At 72.4% G+C, this 17,075-nt stretch carries 27 protein-coding genes; all 27 read right to left on the bottom strand.

Going from position 1 to position 17,075, the window contains the following annotated elements; all coding sequences use genetic code 11:
- Positions 1 to 4: 4 nt before the first annotated feature.
- Positions 5 to 439: a minor capsid protein gene (locus ABZ267_RS18150; protein WP_356746516.1), complete on the bottom strand. Its 435-nt coding sequence runs from the start codon at positions 437 to 439 to the stop codon at positions 5 to 7.
- A complete protein-coding gene (locus tag ABZ267_RS18145) occupies positions 436 to 783 on the bottom strand; it encodes a hypothetical protein (RefSeq protein ID WP_356746515.1) in 348 nt (115 codons plus the stop codon). The genes ABZ267_RS18150 and ABZ267_RS18145 overlap by 4 nt, the downstream gene beginning before the upstream one ends.
- Entirely contained in the window at positions 780 to 1,091 is a 312-nt protein-coding gene (locus ABZ267_RS18140) for a hypothetical protein (RefSeq protein ID WP_356746514.1), read from the bottom strand. The genes ABZ267_RS18145 and ABZ267_RS18140 overlap by 4 nt, the downstream gene beginning before the upstream one ends.
- 2 nt (positions 1,092 to 1,093) lie before the next feature.
- The gene (locus ABZ267_RS18135) at positions 1,094 to 1,480 is read right to left on the bottom strand and encodes a hypothetical protein (RefSeq protein ID WP_356746734.1); all 387 of its coding nucleotides are present in this window, start codon (positions 1,478 to 1,480) and stop codon (positions 1,094 to 1,096) included.
- Between the two features lie 13 nt (positions 1,481 to 1,493).
- A complete protein-coding gene (locus ABZ267_RS18130) occupies positions 1,494 to 1,625 on the bottom strand; it encodes a hypothetical protein (protein ID WP_356364064.1) in 132 nt (43 codons plus the stop codon).
- A gap of 20 nt (positions 1,626 to 1,645) precedes the next feature.
- Positions 1,646 to 2,503 carry a N4-gp56 family major capsid protein gene (locus ABZ267_RS18125; RefSeq protein ID WP_356746513.1) on the bottom strand — a complete coding sequence of 286 codons (858 nt, stop codon included), beginning with the start codon at positions 2,501 to 2,503 and terminating at the stop codon, positions 1,646 to 1,648.
- 66 nt (positions 2,504 to 2,569) lie between these two features.
- Positions 2,570 to 3,367 (bottom strand): hypothetical protein, encoded by a 798-nt coding sequence (locus ABZ267_RS18120; protein WP_356746512.1) that lies wholly within the window; start codon positions 3,365 to 3,367, stop codon positions 2,570 to 2,572.
- A 107-nt stretch (positions 3,368 to 3,474) separates the two neighbouring features.
- A complete protein-coding gene (locus tag ABZ267_RS18115) occupies positions 3,475 to 3,618 on the bottom strand; it encodes an Rmf/CrpP fold protein (RefSeq protein ID WP_356746511.1) in 144 nt (47 codons plus the stop codon).
- Between the two features lie 32 nt (positions 3,619 to 3,650).
- Positions 3,651 to 5,495, bottom strand: coding sequence for a phage minor capsid protein (locus ABZ267_RS18110; RefSeq protein WP_356746510.1), 1,845 nt, complete (start codon positions 5,493 to 5,495; stop codon positions 3,651 to 3,653).
- 12 nt (positions 5,496 to 5,507) lie between these two features.
- Positions 5,508 to 6,995 (bottom strand): phage capsid protein, encoded by a 1,488-nt coding sequence (locus ABZ267_RS18105; protein ID WP_356746733.1) that lies wholly within the window; start codon positions 6,993 to 6,995, stop codon positions 5,508 to 5,510.
- Between the two features lie 2 nt (positions 6,996 to 6,997).
- The gene (locus tag ABZ267_RS18100; protein WP_356746509.1) at positions 6,998 to 7,222 is read right to left on the bottom strand and encodes a hypothetical protein; all 225 of its coding nucleotides are present in this window, start codon (positions 7,220 to 7,222) and stop codon (positions 6,998 to 7,000) included.
- Complete coding sequence (locus ABZ267_RS18095; protein ID WP_356746508.1) at positions 7,219 to 7,410, bottom strand: hypothetical protein; 192 nt, start codon at positions 7,408 to 7,410, stop codon at positions 7,219 to 7,221. Before ABZ267_RS18095 ends, ABZ267_RS18100 begins: the two co-directional genes overlap by 4 nt.
- Positions 7,411 to 7,422: 12 nt before the next feature.
- Positions 7,423 to 8,655 carry a PBSX family phage terminase large subunit gene (locus tag ABZ267_RS18090; protein ID WP_356746507.1) on the bottom strand — a complete coding sequence of 411 codons (1,233 nt, stop codon included), beginning with the start codon at positions 8,653 to 8,655 and terminating at the stop codon, positions 7,423 to 7,425.
- Positions 8,645 to 9,130 carry a helix-turn-helix domain-containing protein gene (locus tag ABZ267_RS18085; protein WP_356746506.1) on the bottom strand — a complete coding sequence of 162 codons (486 nt, stop codon included), beginning with the start codon at positions 9,128 to 9,130 and terminating at the stop codon, positions 8,645 to 8,647. Before ABZ267_RS18085 ends, ABZ267_RS18090 begins: the two co-directional genes overlap by 11 nt.
- 97 nt (positions 9,131 to 9,227) lie before the next feature.
- On the bottom strand, positions 9,228 to 9,419 hold the full coding sequence (locus ABZ267_RS18080; RefSeq protein WP_356746505.1) for a hypothetical protein: 192 nt from the start codon (positions 9,417 to 9,419) through the stop codon (positions 9,228 to 9,230).
- A 205-nt stretch (positions 9,420 to 9,624) separates the two neighbouring features.
- Positions 9,625 to 10,059, bottom strand: a complete 435-nt coding sequence (locus ABZ267_RS18075; RefSeq protein ID WP_356746504.1) for a hypothetical protein — start codon at positions 10,057 to 10,059, stop codon at positions 9,625 to 9,627.
- Positions 10,060 to 10,209: 150 nt separating this feature from the next.
- Positions 10,210 to 10,467: a hypothetical protein gene (locus ABZ267_RS18070; protein ID WP_356746503.1), complete on the bottom strand. Its 258-nt coding sequence runs from the start codon at positions 10,465 to 10,467 to the stop codon at positions 10,210 to 10,212.
- A gap of 85 nt (positions 10,468 to 10,552) precedes the next feature.
- On the bottom strand, positions 10,553 to 11,005 hold the full coding sequence (locus tag ABZ267_RS18065) for a hypothetical protein (protein ID WP_356746502.1): 453 nt from the start codon (positions 11,003 to 11,005) through the stop codon (positions 10,553 to 10,555).
- Positions 11,006 to 11,062: 57 nt separating this feature from the next.
- Complete coding sequence (locus ABZ267_RS18060; protein WP_356746501.1) at positions 11,063 to 12,331, bottom strand: hypothetical protein; 1,269 nt, start codon at positions 12,329 to 12,331, stop codon at positions 11,063 to 11,065.
- A gap of 210 nt (positions 12,332 to 12,541) precedes the next feature.
- Positions 12,542 to 13,405: a hypothetical protein gene (locus ABZ267_RS18055; protein WP_356746500.1), complete on the bottom strand. Its 864-nt coding sequence runs from the start codon at positions 13,403 to 13,405 to the stop codon at positions 12,542 to 12,544.
- Between the two features lie 2 nt (positions 13,406 to 13,407).
- Positions 13,408 to 14,484 carry a hypothetical protein gene (locus ABZ267_RS18050; protein WP_356746499.1) on the bottom strand — a complete coding sequence of 359 codons (1,077 nt, stop codon included), beginning with the start codon at positions 14,482 to 14,484 and terminating at the stop codon, positions 13,408 to 13,410.
- On the bottom strand, positions 14,481 to 15,107 hold the full coding sequence (locus tag ABZ267_RS18045; protein ID WP_356363539.1) for a hypothetical protein: 627 nt from the start codon (positions 15,105 to 15,107) through the stop codon (positions 14,481 to 14,483). Before ABZ267_RS18045 ends, ABZ267_RS18050 begins: the two co-directional genes overlap by 4 nt.
- A complete protein-coding gene (locus ABZ267_RS18040; RefSeq protein ID WP_356746498.1) occupies positions 15,107 to 15,256 on the bottom strand; it encodes a hypothetical protein in 150 nt (49 codons plus the stop codon). Before ABZ267_RS18040 ends, ABZ267_RS18045 begins: the two co-directional genes overlap by 1 nt.
- Before the next feature lie 121 nt (positions 15,257 to 15,377).
- Positions 15,378 to 15,599 carry a hypothetical protein gene (locus ABZ267_RS18035; RefSeq protein ID WP_356746497.1) on the bottom strand — a complete coding sequence of 74 codons (222 nt, stop codon included), beginning with the start codon at positions 15,597 to 15,599 and terminating at the stop codon, positions 15,378 to 15,380.
- A complete protein-coding gene (locus tag ABZ267_RS18030; RefSeq protein WP_356746496.1) occupies positions 15,596 to 15,883 on the bottom strand; it encodes a hypothetical protein in 288 nt (95 codons plus the stop codon). The genes ABZ267_RS18035 and ABZ267_RS18030 overlap by 4 nt, the downstream gene beginning before the upstream one ends.
- A complete protein-coding gene (locus ABZ267_RS18025; RefSeq protein WP_356746495.1) occupies positions 15,880 to 16,059 on the bottom strand; it encodes a hypothetical protein in 180 nt (59 codons plus the stop codon). Before ABZ267_RS18025 ends, ABZ267_RS18030 begins: the two co-directional genes overlap by 4 nt.
- Positions 16,056 to 17,063, bottom strand: a complete 1,008-nt coding sequence (locus tag ABZ267_RS18020; protein WP_356746494.1) for a hypothetical protein — start codon at positions 17,061 to 17,063, stop codon at positions 16,056 to 16,058. The genes ABZ267_RS18025 and ABZ267_RS18020 overlap by 4 nt, the downstream gene beginning before the upstream one ends.
- Positions 17,064 to 17,075 lie beyond the last annotated feature (12 nt).

Here is a 17,075-nt window from a genome sequence, read left to right as displayed (position 1 = left end):
AGTCCTATTCGTGCGAGTGCGCAGTACGGCGCAGCGTGCGGAAGTAGTAGTTGGCGGTGAGTTCCATCCGCCCGTTCGCGTCCAAGCCGAGGGATGCCTCGGACCGGCGCCAGGAAAGCGACACCGGGACCGCGCGCACCCGGTAGTGCTCGCGTCCGTCGAGCACGTCGAACACCTCGTCGGCGAGGTCGTAGGCGGCGCGCGGGTCTCGGCCGGCGCGCATGCGGACCTGTACGGCGGTGATCGCCTCCGGCCCTGAGGTGTCCTGAATCGGGTAGGGGGTGAGGCACAGCACCCGGTCCGGCTGTGCGGGCATGACGCCCAGTACGATCGCCGTCCCCGATGCGGGGTACGGCTCGTCCGGCGGCCCGTAGGTGCCGAGCCCCTGCTCGTCGAGCAGCTCGGCCAGGCCCTCGACTACGTCGGTGGTGTAGCTCACCGCAGGGCCCGGCGCATCTCGGCGGCGATGATCTCGCCCACCGTGTCGGCCTCCTCTGCCATCGGCAGCTCAAGGAACTTGGAGGTACGGCCGGCGTCGTGCCGGTAGTCCATCTCCTCGTGCTGCCGGACCGCGTACGGCGTGTCGTACGCAACGGCGGCACGGAGTTCGTCCTCGTCCACGGTCGCGGTGCCGCTGCGTTCGAGCGTGCCTTCCTCGATGGGCACTCGCTCACGGGACACCTGCAACACGTGCTCTGTGCCGAGCCGGAGGCCGCGAACCGCGCCCGCCCGGGTGCCTCGGAGCACGGCATCGCCGTTCCACTGCAAGCGTGCTCGGGTCATTCGGCGAAGACCTCCGTGGACTGTGGCAACGGGAGGCCCGGCGCGGTGTGGGCGGCGACGTGCAGCGCGGTCGTCTTGCGGCCAGACGGCAGCGTGATGAGCGACTGCGCGGGGCAGTCGAGATCCGGATCAGCGATGATCTGCGCGGTGCTCGTCACCTCGCGGCCGGTCCGGTCCCGTACGGTCCGCACCTTCTCGGAAACGAGTGCGCGCACCGGGTCGCCCGGCGGCCAGTAGACCGACCCGACAGGCCCTTCACCGCGGTACCGCTCGATGGTGATGCGGTGCGGCAGAAGCCACGTGGGCACCCTCACCAGATCACCCCCGGCAGCAGTCCCGCACGCGTGAGCGTGCGCAGGGCCCGCGGCCCGATGTCGACGGCAGACCCAACGGGCCCGCCCTTGCGTCCGGACATGGCGACAGGCCCGATGTGGACCGAGTCCCATTGGCCAGCCGCTCCGGTGTCGTCGCCGCCCTGCGCAGTCACGTACTCGACCTGTGCGCACGTGGCGGCGGCCAGGGCAGCGGCCACCTTCGGATCAGTCGGCATCCCGTCGGCGTCCACGTCGTAGACGGCGGTCAGGAGGGCGTCGTCTACGTCCTCGCTGGCGCGGGCCAGGAGTGCGGCCAGGTCTTCGCCCGGCGGTACGGGCCGCGCCCCGGGCCGTTCGTTGTACTGCTCGGGGTTGGCGTACATACCGGGCACCGGGCTACTCCTTCGGCTTGGCCTTGGACGACGAACGCCCCGCGGCCTTGGGCTGCGGGGCGTTGTCGGTGGGCTCGGCATCCTCGGTAGATTCGCCGTCCGGATCGGGGTCCGGGTGGTAGCGGCGCAGCATCACGGCGGCGCCCTCCTTCCTGATCAGGTGGTGGCGAGGGTGCCGACGCAGACGCCCTTGTCGTTCAGGCGCTTCACGGCGTAGTGCATGGTCGTGGTGATCACGTTGGAGCGCGCGAGGATGTCGCGGTCCGACTCGACCAGCGGGCGCCGCTTGTAGAGCAGGCCGAGAACGCCCGTCTTCATCAGCAGGAACTTGCCCGCCGTGATGCGGTTCGTGACGTACACGGGCACGCCGCCCATGCGGCCGATGCTGCCGGTGACGGCGGCGGAGGGGCCGTTGCCGAGCTTGGACGCGTCGATGAACTGCGGGTCGAGCATGGCCTCGCCGAGCTGCGCGCTGTTGAGGTAGAGACCGGAAAAGTCGTCGGGCTCCCACTCGTCGCCGAACGCGCCGATCGCGGGGACCACGGCGTCGGCCCACGTGAAATTGGTCTTTCCCGTGGCCGTGGTGAACGACAGCGGGGTACCTCCGCCCTGCGAGGTCTCGTTCGCCTGCGCCTGGGCGATCAGGTCGGCGTCGACCTTGCGCGCGGCGAGGATGCCGAACTGGCGGCGGGCCTCGGTCTCAGGGTCGCCGAGCGAGGTCAGCCGCGCCTTGTCGGTGATCTCGACGGCCTTGCCGACCTCCTTGATCTCGGCCGTGGCGTCGCTGGTCGACATGGCGGTGGGGACCATGGCGGTGGTCTCGGTCAGGGTGTCCAGCTCGCCGAGCGCGCCCCACTTCGGGAAGTGGATGGTGTCGCCCGGGGCTCCCTGAAGGGTGTTGTCCTCGATCACGGCGGCCGATCCGGCAACGCGGACCTTGCCGGTGAACTGGGCCTGCGCCATGTCGCCCCACACCTCGGGGACGATCATGGCGGCGGCGGTGGTCTGGGGCATGGTGCTTACTCCTCCTCCGGCTCGACGGCCGGGCGGCGTGTTGGTGTGCCCGGCGCGGTGCCGGGGTCAGGAACCGGCGAGCTGCCGGTAGGTGGCGGGGTCGTTCTGAAACAGCTCGGCGCGCTGGCCGTAGGACATGGCGGCGAACTGCGCGGGGGTGACGGCGCCGCCCTGCTGGCCGGTGAAGTCGACACCGCCACGGGCGGGCCCGGCCGGCGCGGCGGCGAGCTTCGGATTCGCGGTCACCGCGGCCTGAATCGCGGCCGTGATTGCGGTGCCGTCGGTCGGGTCGATGTCGGCGAGCGAGCGGACGAACTGCACGCTGTCGAGCAGTGCGTCAGGGTCGCCGCCCGCGTCCCGCGCGGTGCGGTAAACGGTCAGCTCCACGGCGGTCTGCCGGGCCTGCTGCTGCGACTCGGTGAGCTGCTGCGTCAGCTGCTCGGCGGTCGCGGGCTGCTCGCCCTTGGACGGATCGATCAGGGCCGTGAACTGGGCGAGCAGTTCGGCGCGCGCCTCGTCGGCGGCCTTCTGCTTCGCGGTAACCCGTGTCTTCCCGGCCTCGGCGCGCGTGTCCGTGAGGGCCTTCTGCGCCCACGCGGGGAGCGTGGACTCGTCGCCCTCGGCGGGCTGCTGGCCCTGCTGCTGACCGTTCGGGTCCTGCCCGCCCTGGCCCTGCTGCTGGCCCCCGGCCGCGCCCGGCTGCCCGGTGTCGCCACCAGCCGCGCCCTCGCCCCCCGCGCCGCCGCCCTCTCCGGTGCCGTCGCCTCCGGCAATGACGTGGATCGGCCGGCCGTCGGCGCGGTAGCCGAGGATGGCCCCGGCCGGGTAGGTGGCGAGCGGGTGACGGAAAGCGGGGGTGTTCATCGTGTGCACTCCTGGTGCGGTCGGGCCCGCGCCTGGCGGGCCGTGTGGGCATGCAAAAGGGGCCCGCACCTGGCGGGCCCCTGCGGTCGTGCTGGTCTGTGGTGCGCCTACTCGGCGTCGTCCTCGGAGGTGGCGAGCGGGCGGGCGCGGGCGTATCCGCGCACCCACGCGCCACGGAGCAGCGACGTACGCGGGTACGGGCAGGCGGTCGGAGGATCACCTCGGCGCCCGGCCTCGGCACCCTCCGACACTGCCTGCGCAATCTCCTCGCGGGTCCCCATGGTCACCTCTTGTTCTGGTGGGCAGACTCGTTCAACCGGGCCGCGGCTGCGTGGCGTTGGGTCTCGCCGGTCGCCTTCTCGATGAACTCGGCCTGCGTCAGCCTGCCATGCTTCGCCCACCACTCGCGCAGTTCGTCGCTGGCGCGCGCGTGAGCGATGCGAGCCGGGCCGGAGAACAGACTCATCGGGTCGACCCCGTCGGTCTGGGCCTTCTTGTTCAGCAGGTACCCGCGGCACGCGTCCTCGGCGTCGAGATACTGCCGGTAGACGTACTCGGCGTACATCTCCCGTGCCTTGGCCCGGGTCATGCGCTCGCGCGGTTCGGCGTCCCCGGTGCGCCGCTCGGCGGCGGTCACAGCCGCGGCGAGATCGTCGGCGAACTTGGCGTCACGGGCGAGCGCCCCCCACTCCTCCGGAACGGGCAGGGGGTTGAGCGCGTCGTCCAGGGCGGCGCGGTCGGCGAGCAGATCCTCGACGGCGTTCCCGGTCGCGGCCGGGGCCGGGAGCGGGTCAGGCGGATAGCGGCGATCCAGCTCGGCGGCGATCCGGGCGCGGTCGCGGTCGTCGAGCGAGGCGGCCCGCATGGCGGTGCCCATCTCGTCGTCGGTCATCTCGCGCATGGTCCCGTCGTCGCCGGACCGTACGCGGGCGGCCTGTGCGTACGGGGTGCTCGGCACGGTGCGCTGCGGCGCGGGCTGCCCGGGGGCGCGGGTGCGCAGCTCGGGCGGGAGGTTGCTCGCCCCCTCCTGCTCGCGGGCGCGGAGCCTCCGCAGGTTCGGGTGCGCCGCGAGGTGGTCGCGCATGGTGCCCTGCCACTGCCGGGTCTTGGCGTTCGCCGCGGTGCGCTCCTCCGGCGTCGTCGCCGCGGCGGCGCGCCGCTTGTACTTCCGGATGGTCCGTTCGATCTCCCGCTGTCGCTGTCCGGCCTCGTACCCCTCGGGGTCCGGGCGGGCGGTCTCGGTGCGGGTGATGCCCGGCGTGTACGCGGAAACGCTGTGGCGGCAGTTGGGGTGTTGGAGCCCCGCGCGGCGGGCTTCGTCGAGCGATCCGGCGACCCGTACGGGCACCATCTCGCCGTCGCGGGTGCCGTGCTCGACCTCGACCGTACGGGCCCCGTCAGGGCCGCCGATCGTCAGTACGCGGGTCTCCCACGGGCGGCAGAGCGGGCACTCCCGGGGCGAGTTGGACACGATGACCAGTTCCACCCCGGCGGCTTCCAGGGTCCGCATGTGGCCCTCGGTCGCGGCGCGGCCCACGGCGGTACGTACCGCCATCTCCGCGTACGACGTGAGCCGCCACGGGCGGCCGGCCCGGTCGACGAACGACGTGATCCCCTCGTCGGCCCACTTCCGCATCGCGTCCTGCGTGGCCTGGCGGCGGGTGCTCGTGCCGAGCAGCGGCAGCGCGGCCACCTGCCCGACGATCGCTCGGAACCGGTCCACGATCGTCCGCAGGATGCTGCGGTGCCTGTCGGTCACGCGGGTCACGGCCTGCTCGGCGAGCCGGTCAACGGCTTGCGCCTGCGGGGTGATCTCGTCGACCAGGCGGCGGGCGTCGTCGTCGAGCGCCCCGAGCTCGGCGACCCCGGCACGGTGCCCGGTGTTGAACGCCTCAGCCGTCACCTCGTAGACCTCCAGCGTGACGGCCTGGTCGAGCTGGTCGGTTACGGCGGTCGCCGCCCGCCGGAGCGCAGAGATTGCGGCGAGCTTCCGCTCGGCCCACTGCGGCGAGTCGTACCCGCCTTCCAGCTGGCGGGCGATGATGCGGAGTAGGCGCTCCTCGGCGGCGGCGTACAGGTCCCGCGTACCGGCGGCCAGATCCTCGACCATGCCCGGGTGGATCGGCACGCGGGCCACCTCCTACATGGGGTAGGTGTCGCCCGGGTCGGGTGCGCCCGCGCCGGTCTCGGCGAGGATCGCGGCCACCTCGGCTTCAACGTCGGCGTCGAGCATGTCGGGCGACCGGTACTTGACCTTGGTCGCCGTGCTCACGGCTCCCGCGCGGGCGTACAGCTCCAGCGTGGTGGCCTTGGACTGCTCCGACTCGGCGGCGTCGAGCCGGAACTCCACGGCCGGCCGCTCCGGCGTGATCCGCGCGCCGAACTGCTCGATGGCGAGCAGCTGGTAGGCGAGCAGGAAGTCAGGCAGGCGGCTTCGCCAGTAGCCCGCCTTTTTCTTCGTGGTGACGGTGCTGTCCTCGTCGCGGGCGTCTACCTCGGTCGCGGTGAGCGCCTGCCCCCCGCCCTCCAGCCCGAAGCTCTGCGCACTGTATCCGGCGCTCTCAACGGCCTTGCGGGTCAGGGCCTCGGCGGTGCGCTGGTGCTCCTCGACCCGGATGCCGAACTGGGCGAGGGTGAGACCACCGTTCTCGTTCGGCGGCATGTTCAGCCCGCTGTACACCTCGCGGTCGTCGTCCCACGCCGCGCCCTGGCCGGGGCCCATGCTGGTCAGGTACCCGTCGGGGACGACCAGCCGTGCGCGGGCGAGGCGGATGTCACGCATCCACGATGTCCATACGTCGTCGAGCGCGGCGAACTGGTCGTGAATGGGCGCGGCAAAGTCGCTGCGCCCGTACGGCGACGACCGGTGCAGCCGGTTCGGCGTCATGTTCGGCACGTACGTAGCCGTCAGCATCTTGATGCCGGTCTCGACCGACACCCCGTCGGGGCCGAGAGAGCCGATCAGCCCGGCCGTGTCGGCGTGCTCGGTGAGCGGCACGGCTCTGCCGAGGTTGTCGGGGGTGCCCTCGAAGAGCGCGTGCTCGATCCGGCCGGGCTCGTGACGCTCCAGGTGCCGGAACACGGTCTGCGTGTTGCCGCCGTCCAGCTCACGCCAGAACGTCACGGCGCGCATGACGCCGAACGCGTACTCGGGGACGGCGTTGTCCGGCTGCACGGTCGTCGGGATCGGCCGGTCCGGCACGATGTCCTTGTCCCACGTCAGCCGGAGGAAGATCCCGGAGACGGCGGCGGCCTGCTCCGCTGCGCCGAGCAGCAGCTCGTGAAGGTGCATCGTGTCGAGCGCGTCGCCGAGGAACGTGTTCGTGCCTTCGGTCGGTGCGGTGATTGTCGGCATGTCCGCGAACAGGAGGTTGGCGGACTTGGTGGCGATGTCGCCCGGCAGCGGCACGTGCAGGCGCCGTTCCCGCTTGCGGGGGTAGTCGGCCGGCTGCTGTCGGCCGAGCCCTCGCCGACTGCGTCCGGGACGGTCGGCGAGCCCGTTCTCCCGCCGGTCGGCAAGGGCTGCGAGCCGGGCAGGATCTCCGGCGTACCACATGGCGTCACGCCGCATCTCGCGGTAGACGGCGGCCATGTGCGGCGGCGGCCACGCGGACCCCGGTGCGGGCATGCTCACGACGTGGTCACCTCCTCGGCGGCGGGGATGTGCACGGCGGCGGTGAGCGGCTGCTCGCCGTGCTGGATGCGGCGGCCCTCGCGGTCGAGGACGTACAGGGCCGCGTGCACCCCGTCGCGGGCGTGTAGGCGGAGGTCGGCCACCATGGCGGGTGGCAGGCCCAGCGCACGGCAGGCTGCGCGCCGCTGGTCGAGGGTGACCTCGGCCGGGATGGTCGTCACGTGTCGGTCACCTCCTCGGCGGCGGTCTCGTAGTAGTCGGCGGCCTCGCGGAGGAGGGCGGGAAGGTCGCGGCGGAGGGCTCCCGCCACGTCGCCCGCCTCGACCGTGATCGCCCCCACCTCGCACGGCAGTCCGCCTACGGTGATCGTGACGGGCAGGGTGATGCTGACGGCGGGGATGTGCGCCACGGTGACGGCCTCCTATGCGGCAAGGGCGAGGATGTGCCGCCACTCGTGCGCGGCGCTGTGTAGGGCGTAGCGAAGAGCGTCACAACTGTGATCGTTGAGCTTGATCGGCTTGTCCTCGCCCTTCTCGGCGGCCTTCTCGTCCCAGACGTAGCCGGGGATTTCGTCGAGCAGCCCGGTACAGGACCGGTGGATGCGGAGTCGGCCGGCCGCGAGCGCGGACGCCACGGATCGGATGCCGTCGCTGACCTCGTTCGAGGCGCGGGCGATGCTCGGATAGCCGTCGCTCCACAGCTGCGTGATGAACGATGCGGCGGACGGGTCGATGAACGTCCACTCCGGCCGCACGCCCAAGCCCGAGACCCACTCGCGGATCGCGGTGCTGTACTGCGCGTCGGTCATCTGGCGCTGTGCGGCCCGGGAGTCGTGCCGCCACTCGGCTACCGCGTACAGCACGTCGTCGACACCGAGGCCGAGCAGGATCGCGCTCGTGGGGTTGACCGTGCCATAGTCCACGCCGATCCAGTAGCGGCGCATCTCCGGCAGGCTGTCGACGACGTGCTGTGCCTCGTCGTACGCCTCGTAGATCGCGCCTTCGGCCATGACCCACAAGCCCTGGACGTTCCGTTTGTAGAACAGCCCTCGGTACGACGCCTTGGTGCGAGCCTTGTACTCGTCCGACAACCCGGGATTGTCGTCCATGACGAAGTGCCAGGACCGGAGCCGGGTTTCGCGCGGGCGGAGTAGGTACTCCTTGCGGGCCCAGTGGTTCGGGTTGTCCGGGTTGGTCGTCCCGAAGATCGCCGAACCCTTGATCGAGCAGCGGGCGTTGAGCTGGTCATAGAACGTGCGCGGCAGGGTGGTCAGCTCGTCCACGTACGCGCCCGCGCAGGTGAGCCCTCGCACCTTCGGTTCGGCCTGCGCGTCGTTGGCACCCAGCGTGTGGACGACGCGGCCCAGCACGTTCGCGGTGGGGGCCCCGTTGGTGTACGTGATGTCGCGGGCGAGCGGCCCGAAGATCGACGGATCGGTCAGGGGGCCGAAGACGTTCCGCGCGAGCGAGTCGCGGGTGCGGCCGACCATGACCAGCTCGCCGCCCTCGGGCCGGTTGGCCACGAAGTCCAGCCAACGCAACAGGCTGGCGATCGTCTTGCCGGAGCGGACCGAGCCTTCCCAGATGTTTTGGAAGGCGCGCGCCTCCATGATCGAATCAATCTGCTTCGGGGAGAGCGCGAGGTTACGGCTCATCGGCGGCCTGGTCGTCGTCGGCGTCCGGGGGTGGCCCGCCGTGGCGTGCCACGTAGTCCCGGGCCAGTCCCGCCATGAGTTCGCCGACCACGCTGCGGCCCTGCTCGCCCGGGTCCTGCTTCGGCGGCAGCAGCTTGAGGGAGCGGTCGAGCGCGGCCCCGGCGGTCGCCATCATGGTGCGGCGGTCGGCCGGCATCGGCTCGGGCTGCTCCTTCTGCGCGTAGGTGTGGTCCTTGCCGCCCCACTCCCAGTAGAGAGTGGGGGCGGTCATCTTGCCGAGTTCGCGCTCGGCCACGTCGTGAAGCCGGTGCGCCATCTCGGTGCGCCGCTGGTCAAGGTCCGCCTTGCGTACGGCGGTTGCGGTGGCTACCTCGGCGGCGCGGTCGAAGCTGAGCGGGGGCTCAAAGCTGTTCGCGATCTTCGTGACAGTGCTCGACGACCGGTTGATCTTCTTCGCGATGGCGTTGCGGGACATGCCCGCGGCGTGGTGGCGGCGTACCGCTCGCCGGTCTGTCTCAGTGATGGGTCGGCCCATGGGTACGGGTCACCCCCTCGCCGCGGTGGTATGTGTGTCAGGTGGTGGAAAGCTCCACCTTGTGGCGGACGGCTTCGGCGGCGAGCTGCCACGCGTTTCGTACGGGCGCGGTGAGCTTGTCCCACTCGGGCAGTTCATCGCCGTTGACGCTGCGGTTGTCAGCGGCCTTGGCGTACGCCTCGTAGGCGGTCTGGCCGATCTCGCCGGTGGTCGGGCGGTGCTTGAACATGCGGCTCCTTGCGGTCGGGGGTGGGGCGGGCCGGGCGGGTTGCCACTTCCCGCCGCCCGCCGTCGCTACCGGCTCTTCCGGCCCGCCCCGGGCACGCAGAACACCCCCGCCGCTGTGTGCGACGGAGGTGCTTGTGGCGGCCGTTTTCGGGCACGCCGGGGCCGCCCTGATTAGATCACAGATCGATAACGGCGGGCAACTGGCGTCAGGCGGGGCAGAGCGTCGCCCGAAGCGCCGCGTTCAGCGCCTTGCCCTGCGCGTCGGTGAGCGGCCGGGCGTCGTTGCCGAAGCGCTGCGCGGCAAGCCAATCCGACTTGTCGTTCGGCGCGGCCAGGTGCGAGCACTGGTTCCGCCCGGCGTCGATGGCCTTCTCCTCGTCCTCGACGATCCGCGGATCCACGGCCTTGACCGCGGCGAGGTACGCGGCGCGGTCGGCGCCGGTCGGAGCGTCCGGTATGCCCGCGGCCCTCTCGGCGTCGCTGCTCTCCCCGCTGTCGGCGTCGTCGGCCGGCTGCTCCTGCGCGGCCGAGGTCGAGGCGGCCGGGGCGGGCGCGGCGTTGTCCTCCTCCGGGGTGCACGCGGAGAGCACGAGCAGGGCGGCGGCGAGCAGCGCGGCGGGCAGGGCGGTGGTACGTCTCACGATGACACTCCGTACGTAGGTATGTGCCGTGTGAGACAGGCGAGGCGGCCGAACGGTTGCAGTTCTACCCGCGCGCGCCGATCGGTACGACCGGTCGCACGGCTGCGCCCCGCCGTGTCGTACAGCGGGGCGCGGCCGGTCGTACGGGTGTCATACCTGCTGGTCGGCGGTCTGCTGGGTGTCCTGCCGTTGCACCGTTACGCGCATGAGCCGGGGCATGGTCGCATCCGGTACGGCGCCTGCATTCCAGGCGGATTCCAGCCCGCTGGCGAGGAATTGCACGGCGAGTCGTACGGCCTCGGCCTTGTTCATGCCGGCGCGCATGACCGTGGCGAGGGCGGCGTCGAACGCGTCGGTTCGGGGGACGGAAACGGGGCTTGGGCGGCGGGTACGCTTCGGGGTAGCCATCGGGTCGGGTTCGCTCCTGTTCGGTGGTCAGGGCCCGCCCAACGGTCTGTGAGGGACCGGGCGGGCCCGTATGCGTGTGCGGGGCTTACTGGGCGGCGCGGCGGCGCTGCTTCTCCTCGCGAAGGAACTGGGCAATCCGGCTTGCGGTGTAGCCGGTCTCGGCGGCGATCTGGTCGGGGCTCATCCCCTTCTCTCGGGCGGCGAGGGCGATCCGGCCCATGGCGGCCTGCACTGCGGCGGTGGCCGTGCGTAGGGCTCGCACGTCATCGAAGTGGAAGTCTTCGGCGAGGTTGCCGAGGAACTGTTCGAGGGCGCGGGGGTCATCAGCGGCGCGTGCCTCTTCGAACTGGTTTGCAAGGCGGTGTACTTCCTCGTAGGGCTCAAGGTCGTACGGATTGGTGTCGCCCTGCGCGGCGCGTGCGGCGGCCCTCTCACGCTCGTACTTGTTGAACAGGCCGAGCATGTCGGCGACCAGGCGGTCACTGGCGGTCGCGGGCTCGCCCTCGGTGCCCTTGTTGCCGTTCGGCTGCTGGTCCATCGGTGCTCCCTGTCGGGTAGGGGCCCGCCCTCGGGCGAGGGCGGGCCGGTGGGGCGGTTACTGGGCGGTGCGGTCGAGGAACAAGGCGCCCTGCTCCTCGGCGTGGTCGACGGCGAACAGGGCGTCGGCGGCCTGGTGCTCGCCGATCCACTCCCCTCGCCACGTTCCCTCGCTGGCCTCCGTCTCGGTGACGAGTTGGGCGGCATACAGGGCTTCGGCGTCCTCGACGCCGGCCTCGGCCTGCTCGGCGTGCTCGACGGCGTCGACGGCGCGCGCGGCGCGGTCGAACTTCTCGACGGCCTCGGTCACGACCTGGTCGTCGGCGGTCCGGGCGCGGGCGGCGATCCGGGCGGCGTAGGCAGTCAATAGGGCATCCTCGGCCTTGCGGTCGAGGGCGACTACCCAACCGCCGCTCTTCTTCGCCTCGCGGGCGGCCGTGGCGCGGTGCTGCGTGATGCCAGCGGCCTGCTCCAGTGCCTCGACACGGCGGCCGTGCGTCTCGCGGGCAGGCTTGCCGGCGCGGGTGACGCAACGGGCGCCCGCGGCGACGCGGCACGTCGGGCAGATGACATTTTCGGCGAGGTCGGCACGGTCGGCGAGCAGGCCAGCGGCGCCCTGCTCGAACGCGTTCGTGGGCGCGGGCGCGGTTTGCTCGATGGCGGCCTCGACCTGCTCGGGCGTCAGTTCGGACACAAGCAGGCGGCGGCGGCTGAATCCCTTGTGCTTGCGGATGACGGCACGGACCTCGGGCAGGGCCTCGGCGCGCAGGGTCATGTCCTGCCACGTCTCGCCGTAGACGCGGGTGATCTCCTCGCCGGTCACAGGGTCCATGATCGTCCACCAGTCGGACGGCGCGTCGCGGACGGCAGGCGGGGCCTGCTCGACGGTCTCGGCGAGGTCGACCGCGGCGGCGGCAAGGGGCGAGGCGGCGGCGAGGGCGCAGGCGTATGCGCGCTTCTCAGCGGCCTTGATGCACGGGGCGCACAGCAGGTCGTGACGCTTGTCGAGGCCGTCGGTGTATTCGGTGACCTCGCGCCCGCACAGGGTGCTGTCGTTGTTCGAGTAGTGCACGCGGCGGCCGGTGCCGACCAGGCAGTACCGGACGCCAGCGCGCACGGCGAGGACCGGGCCGTTCAGGTCGCGGTCCGCGGCGGTCTGCTCGGCGGCGACGCGGTCGCGCTGTTCGGCCTTGGTGCACGATCCGCAAACCCGCTTGGCGATGCCGGTGTTGGGCTCGGGCAGCAGGTCGCGGCCGCAGTAGCTCGTCTGGGTGCCGGGGCGCCGGTAGTGGCCGGTGTTGCCGTAGGCGTGAGAGTAGGTGTCCACGGGGTTCGCTCCCTTGGTGGGTGGGTGCCGGGTGAGGTCCGGCGGTCCTGTCGGGGTGAGGGCCCGTCAGGAATGCCTACAGTAGTCAGTGCAGCAATCGTTGCAGTAATCATTACCGTGTTCGTTACTGAACTGTGATCGAGGTGCGAGGGCGGGAAGCGCCCCCGGGTTCTCTGCCCCGGGGGCGCGCAGTCTTGGTCCGCTTGCTCTTCAGCTCCGTGCGGCCTCCAGCGCCACGAACAACCCGACCAGCTCGGCCCCGGACCACTCCCGGCGGCCCCGGCCGTTGAGCAGCACGGGCGCGGTGCAGCTGCTCCCCGTACCGCACACCACGGTCGCCGCGGCCGGGTCCCCGCTCCGGGTGTACGCGGTGAGCGGGCCCCGGCAGTACGGGCACGGCTGGTCAAGGGCGGTGGGCTGCCCGTCGCGGCCGAGGGCGCGTTCAACCCGGGCGCGGGCGCGGCGGGCGGTCGCCGTGATCTCGTCGGCGAGCAGCGGTCGGACCGGCGTGAACAGGTCGCCGGACTCCTCGCCGAGGGCGCGACCCTCCAGCCACACGGCGGCCCAGTGCAGCCCGTACGCACGGCTGCCCGGGTCGGTGGGGGAGGCGTACCTCCAGCGGGCGGGGTGGTCGCGGTCGGCTCGGTCGACGACCATGCGCATCCGCGAACGCGCGGGCGCTGTCCGACCGCTGTAGCTGGGGATGTTCAGGGACGGGCGGCGGCGTACGGGGCGCTGGACGGCGGCGGCCACGGTGTCGCACAGCTCGAACAGTTCGCGCTCCGTCTGCACGGCGGCGTCCAACGCGGTGAGGTTGAGCGGGGCCGGGTGCTCGCGGAGGACCAGCGGCATGCGGCCGACGGCGGGGGCGTCCTCGGCGGCTGCTGGCTGCTCCCACTCGCGGCACTCGCGCGGGGGCCACTCGACTTGGGGCGCGCGTCCGATTGCGGCGAGGAGGTCGCCCCACTGCTCACGGACGGCGGCGAGGTCGTCGGCGGCCTGGACGGTCGGCGCGGCGAGGGTGGCCTCGTCAAGGATGTACCCGGCGGGCCGGATGCCTCGGATGCTGCTCACGGTCAGCCCTCCATGGGTGCGTAGTGGGCCGGGCGGCCGTCGAAAATCAGGGCGAGGTCGTTTCGTACGTCCAGGCTGATGTCGTCGGCGTAGACGGCGGCGAGGTACTGCCGGACGGCGGCGAGGCGCTGCTCAGCGGTCTTCGCGCGGCGCTTCCACCGGCGGCGAGACGCCTGGACGACGCGGAGTTCGGACGCGGTCCGCTGGGCACGCTCGCGGGCGGAGTGCCACGCGGCATGGAACCGCTCGGCGTCCGACTCGGCAAAGCGGGCGCGGTCGGCCCAGTGGGTCAGCCACCCGCGTATGCGCTGCTGCTCGCCAAGGTGCGCGCGGGCACGACTGCGGGCCGATTGCCACGCGGCGTGGAACCGTTCGGCGTCGCCCATGTAGCGGGTGCCAAGCACGGCCGCAGCCTCGGCGCGCTCGGTGGCGTCCCGCTCGGCGGTGCTGCGCCAGTCGCGGGCACGGCGGCCGGCCTCGGTGGCGGGCAGGTGATAGTGCGTGCCGAGGGCCGTCCAGGCGTCTGCGGCGGTGCGGGCGTGCTTGATCCGCAACAGGGTTTGCGTCGCGCGGTCGGCGACACGTACGGCTTCGGCGCGGACTTGCTCAGCGGCGGCCAGCCGTCCGCCGGTGCGATTCAGGGTGCGGGCGGCGTACTCGGTGATCTCCTCGAACGGGGCGTCGGCTCGCAGGGCGAAGATCGCGGCGAGGGCGCGCCGGTGCCGGTCGTACGCCTTGGCGATCTCCTTCATGTTGGCCTCGACCTGCTCGGCGCGGGCGCGCACGTCGGCCACGTCCTCGACCACGCCCCGGATCGGGCCCATGCCGGTACGGCCGGTGGCGGCCTCGTGTATCTCGGCGATTGTCCGGCACGCGGCCTGGTGGTTGGCCCGGTGTATCTCCGCGTCTTCCTTGGCCGTCTCGGCGCGGTGCTCGGCAACGTCGAGTTGATCCGCGGCCTTGGTCAGTTTCTCTCCGGCGAGGCCGTACGCGGCGGCGAGGGCAGGGCGGAGCCGGGCGAGGGCGGCCTCGGCGTCCTGGAGAGCGAGGCGGGCGGCAACAACGGGGGTGGTGGTCACGGCTGCGTCTCCGGGATGGTGTCGAGCGTCTGCTCGATGCGGTCGGCGTAAATGGCGGCGGCGCCCTGGGGCGATACGGCGCGCATGCGGTGGGCGAGGGCGCGCACGCGGCCGAGGGTGGCCTCGGCGGTGAGTGCGCGGTTCAGCGCCTGTTCTGCCCCGGCGAGCAGTCCCACCGTGGTCTGCCGGCGGAGTGCGGCGAGGCGGCCCTCGACCGTGTCGGCGGCGGCCTGGCGGTACATCTCGGCGGTCTGGTACGTGCGCAGCTGCTCGCCGAGGTCGGCCACATCCTGCTCGGCGCTGCTGTGGAGTCCGGAGTACGTGGCGGCGGTCGTCTTCCACTCCGCGGCGTCCTGCTCGGCCTCGCGGATTGCGTCGTGTGCGGCGGCGAGCTGCTGCCGGTGCTGCGCCTCCTGCTGGCCGAGTGCGGCGCGGGCGGTGTCGGCGTCGGCCAGCTCGGCATCGACGTGCGCGCGAAGGAGAGCGGCCTCGGTCGGGGTGACGGGGATGCCGCGCTGGATACGGGAGAGCAGAACGAGGAGGGAATCACGGCGGGCGGTGCGCTCGGCGGTGGCGCGGTGGCGGGCGCGGCGCTCCTTGCTCGGTCGGGTGCGGCGGGACATCAGCGGCTGTCCTCGGCGGACGTGACCGCGACGATCCAGAGGACGGCGGCGATGGTCCAACCGATGGCGTTGAAGGTGTCGCCCTCGGCGGCGGCGGAGAAGGCGAGGGCGCTTGCGATGACGGCGAGGGCGAGGCGGAACAGGTTCACGGGTGGCGCTCCGGGGTGGTGGGGCCCGCCGTGGTGGCGGGCCCCGGTACGGGTTAGGTGTGGGGCTGGGAGCCGCAGCGTCGGCCGCAGCGGTGGCAGAACAGGGGCGAGCGGTCCTCGCTCACTTGCGGGCCCGGTCGGCGAGGGCCTGGCACGTGGTGCATCCGGGCGTGCATCCGGTGCGCTCCGTGCGGGCGAGGCGGGCGAGGGCCTTGTCACGACGGCGGCGGTGCTGCCCGGCGGTGCCGTACGGGACGCCGAGGAACTGGTACGCCGTGGACTGAATCAGCCCGCCGCGGTGTGCCCAGTAGCGCCACCGGAGACGGTGCGCCCGATACGTCATCGGCCGGCCTCGGCGTTCCGGGCGTTCGCCTCGGCGAGGGCGTCGGCGTCGAACGGCGGCTCGCCCACGGCGTCGGCCCTCTCGTCGAACCGGTCGGCGAGCTGGCGCAGGGCGTACGCGAACTCACGCGGGCTCATGCCCGGGTGCGCGGCGTCCACGACGTTGTCCCGGGTCGGCTCGTTGTCGTCGGTGGACGCGGGCCAGATGCCGACGTAGGCGGCGGCGCTGAGACCGGCGACGGCGAAGAGTCGGCGGTCGGCGCAGTGAATGTGTCGGGTGCTCATCGGGTGCCCTTCGGGGTGCAGTGGCCGGTGTGGCAGCGGGTCTCACCGCTGGCGGCGTAGTGGACGTGGTGGCCTTCGGCGGCGAGCTGGTCGGCGGCCTCGCGGGCGGCGTTGGTGCGCCCGAACATGCGGGGGTGCAGCACCGTGACGACGGGCGTCGGGGGCGGGGTGCTCATCGGCCGGCCTGCGTGGCGCGGTACGCCTTCGTGCGGTCCTGGTGGGTGTCGTTGGTGCGCTGCCGGGTGCCGCCGTGGCTGGTGCAGAGCTGCTTGGCAGGGGACCCGCAGCGGGGGCACGGCACGGCCAGCTGCGGGAACGCGAGCGGCTGCTCGGCGGCGGCGGCGGCCGGCTGCGGTACGGGCGCGGCGGGCTCGGGGGCGAGGGCGTCGGCGCGGGCGTCGAGCAGCTTCGCCACCTCGCTCATGCCGCTGCACCACGCAACGCGGCCCCGGTAGCCGTCCGCGCGCATCTCGGCGCTCCGCTCGGCCAGGCGCTCGCGGGCTTCGGCGGCGAGCAGGCGTGTGTACCGGGCGAGACCGGCAACGGCGTAGGCGCGGGCGCTGCCGTGCGGGAGCAGCGGTTCCAGATCGTCGGCCAGGTCGGCGAGCAGGGACGCGATGGTGTCGGGGTGCTCGGCGGCAAGGTGGTCGGCGTCGGCCTGGCCCTGCTCCAGCTTGGCGAGGCGGTCGCGGAGCTGGGTGTTCTCGCGGCGGGCGTCCTCCAGCTCGATGGCGGTGATGGCGTACAGGCGAACGGCGTGCTCGGCGCGGGCCTCCCACGTCAGCCCGGTCGGCTGCTCCGTGGTAGCGGTGAGCGAGGCGAGGCGGCGCAGCAGCTTCACGGCGTCACCGCGGCCCGGGTCGCACTCGTGATCCTCCGGCAGTGCCTCGATCGCGTCGGCCCCACCGAGCAGCGCACCACGGCGTACGGCGGCCTCGGTGAACGGGTCCAGGAACGGGGGCTCCTGGCCCTCCTCGCCGGCCTCACCCATCGCGGTCAACAGGGCCTTGACCGTGATCGCGTGGTACCCCGGGCGTCCGGCGCACAGCTGCTCGACGGCACGCAGTCGACGGGCAAACCGGCGGGCGGCGTCCTGGGACGACTCGACCCCGTCCGTGGACGGCTCAGCGGCGGCGCGCTCTTGGAGTCGGGAGACGCAAGCGGGCGGGTAGTCGGGCATGGGGGTTTCTCC

The organism is Streptomyces sp. NPDC006174 (assembly GCF_040614075.1).
In the GTDB taxonomy this organism is placed as follows: Bacteria; Actinomycetota; Actinomycetes; order Streptomycetales; family Streptomycetaceae; genus Streptomyces.
Note: the sequence above shows the minus strand (reverse complement) of the source record. Positions and strands in the feature narration are given on the sequence as shown.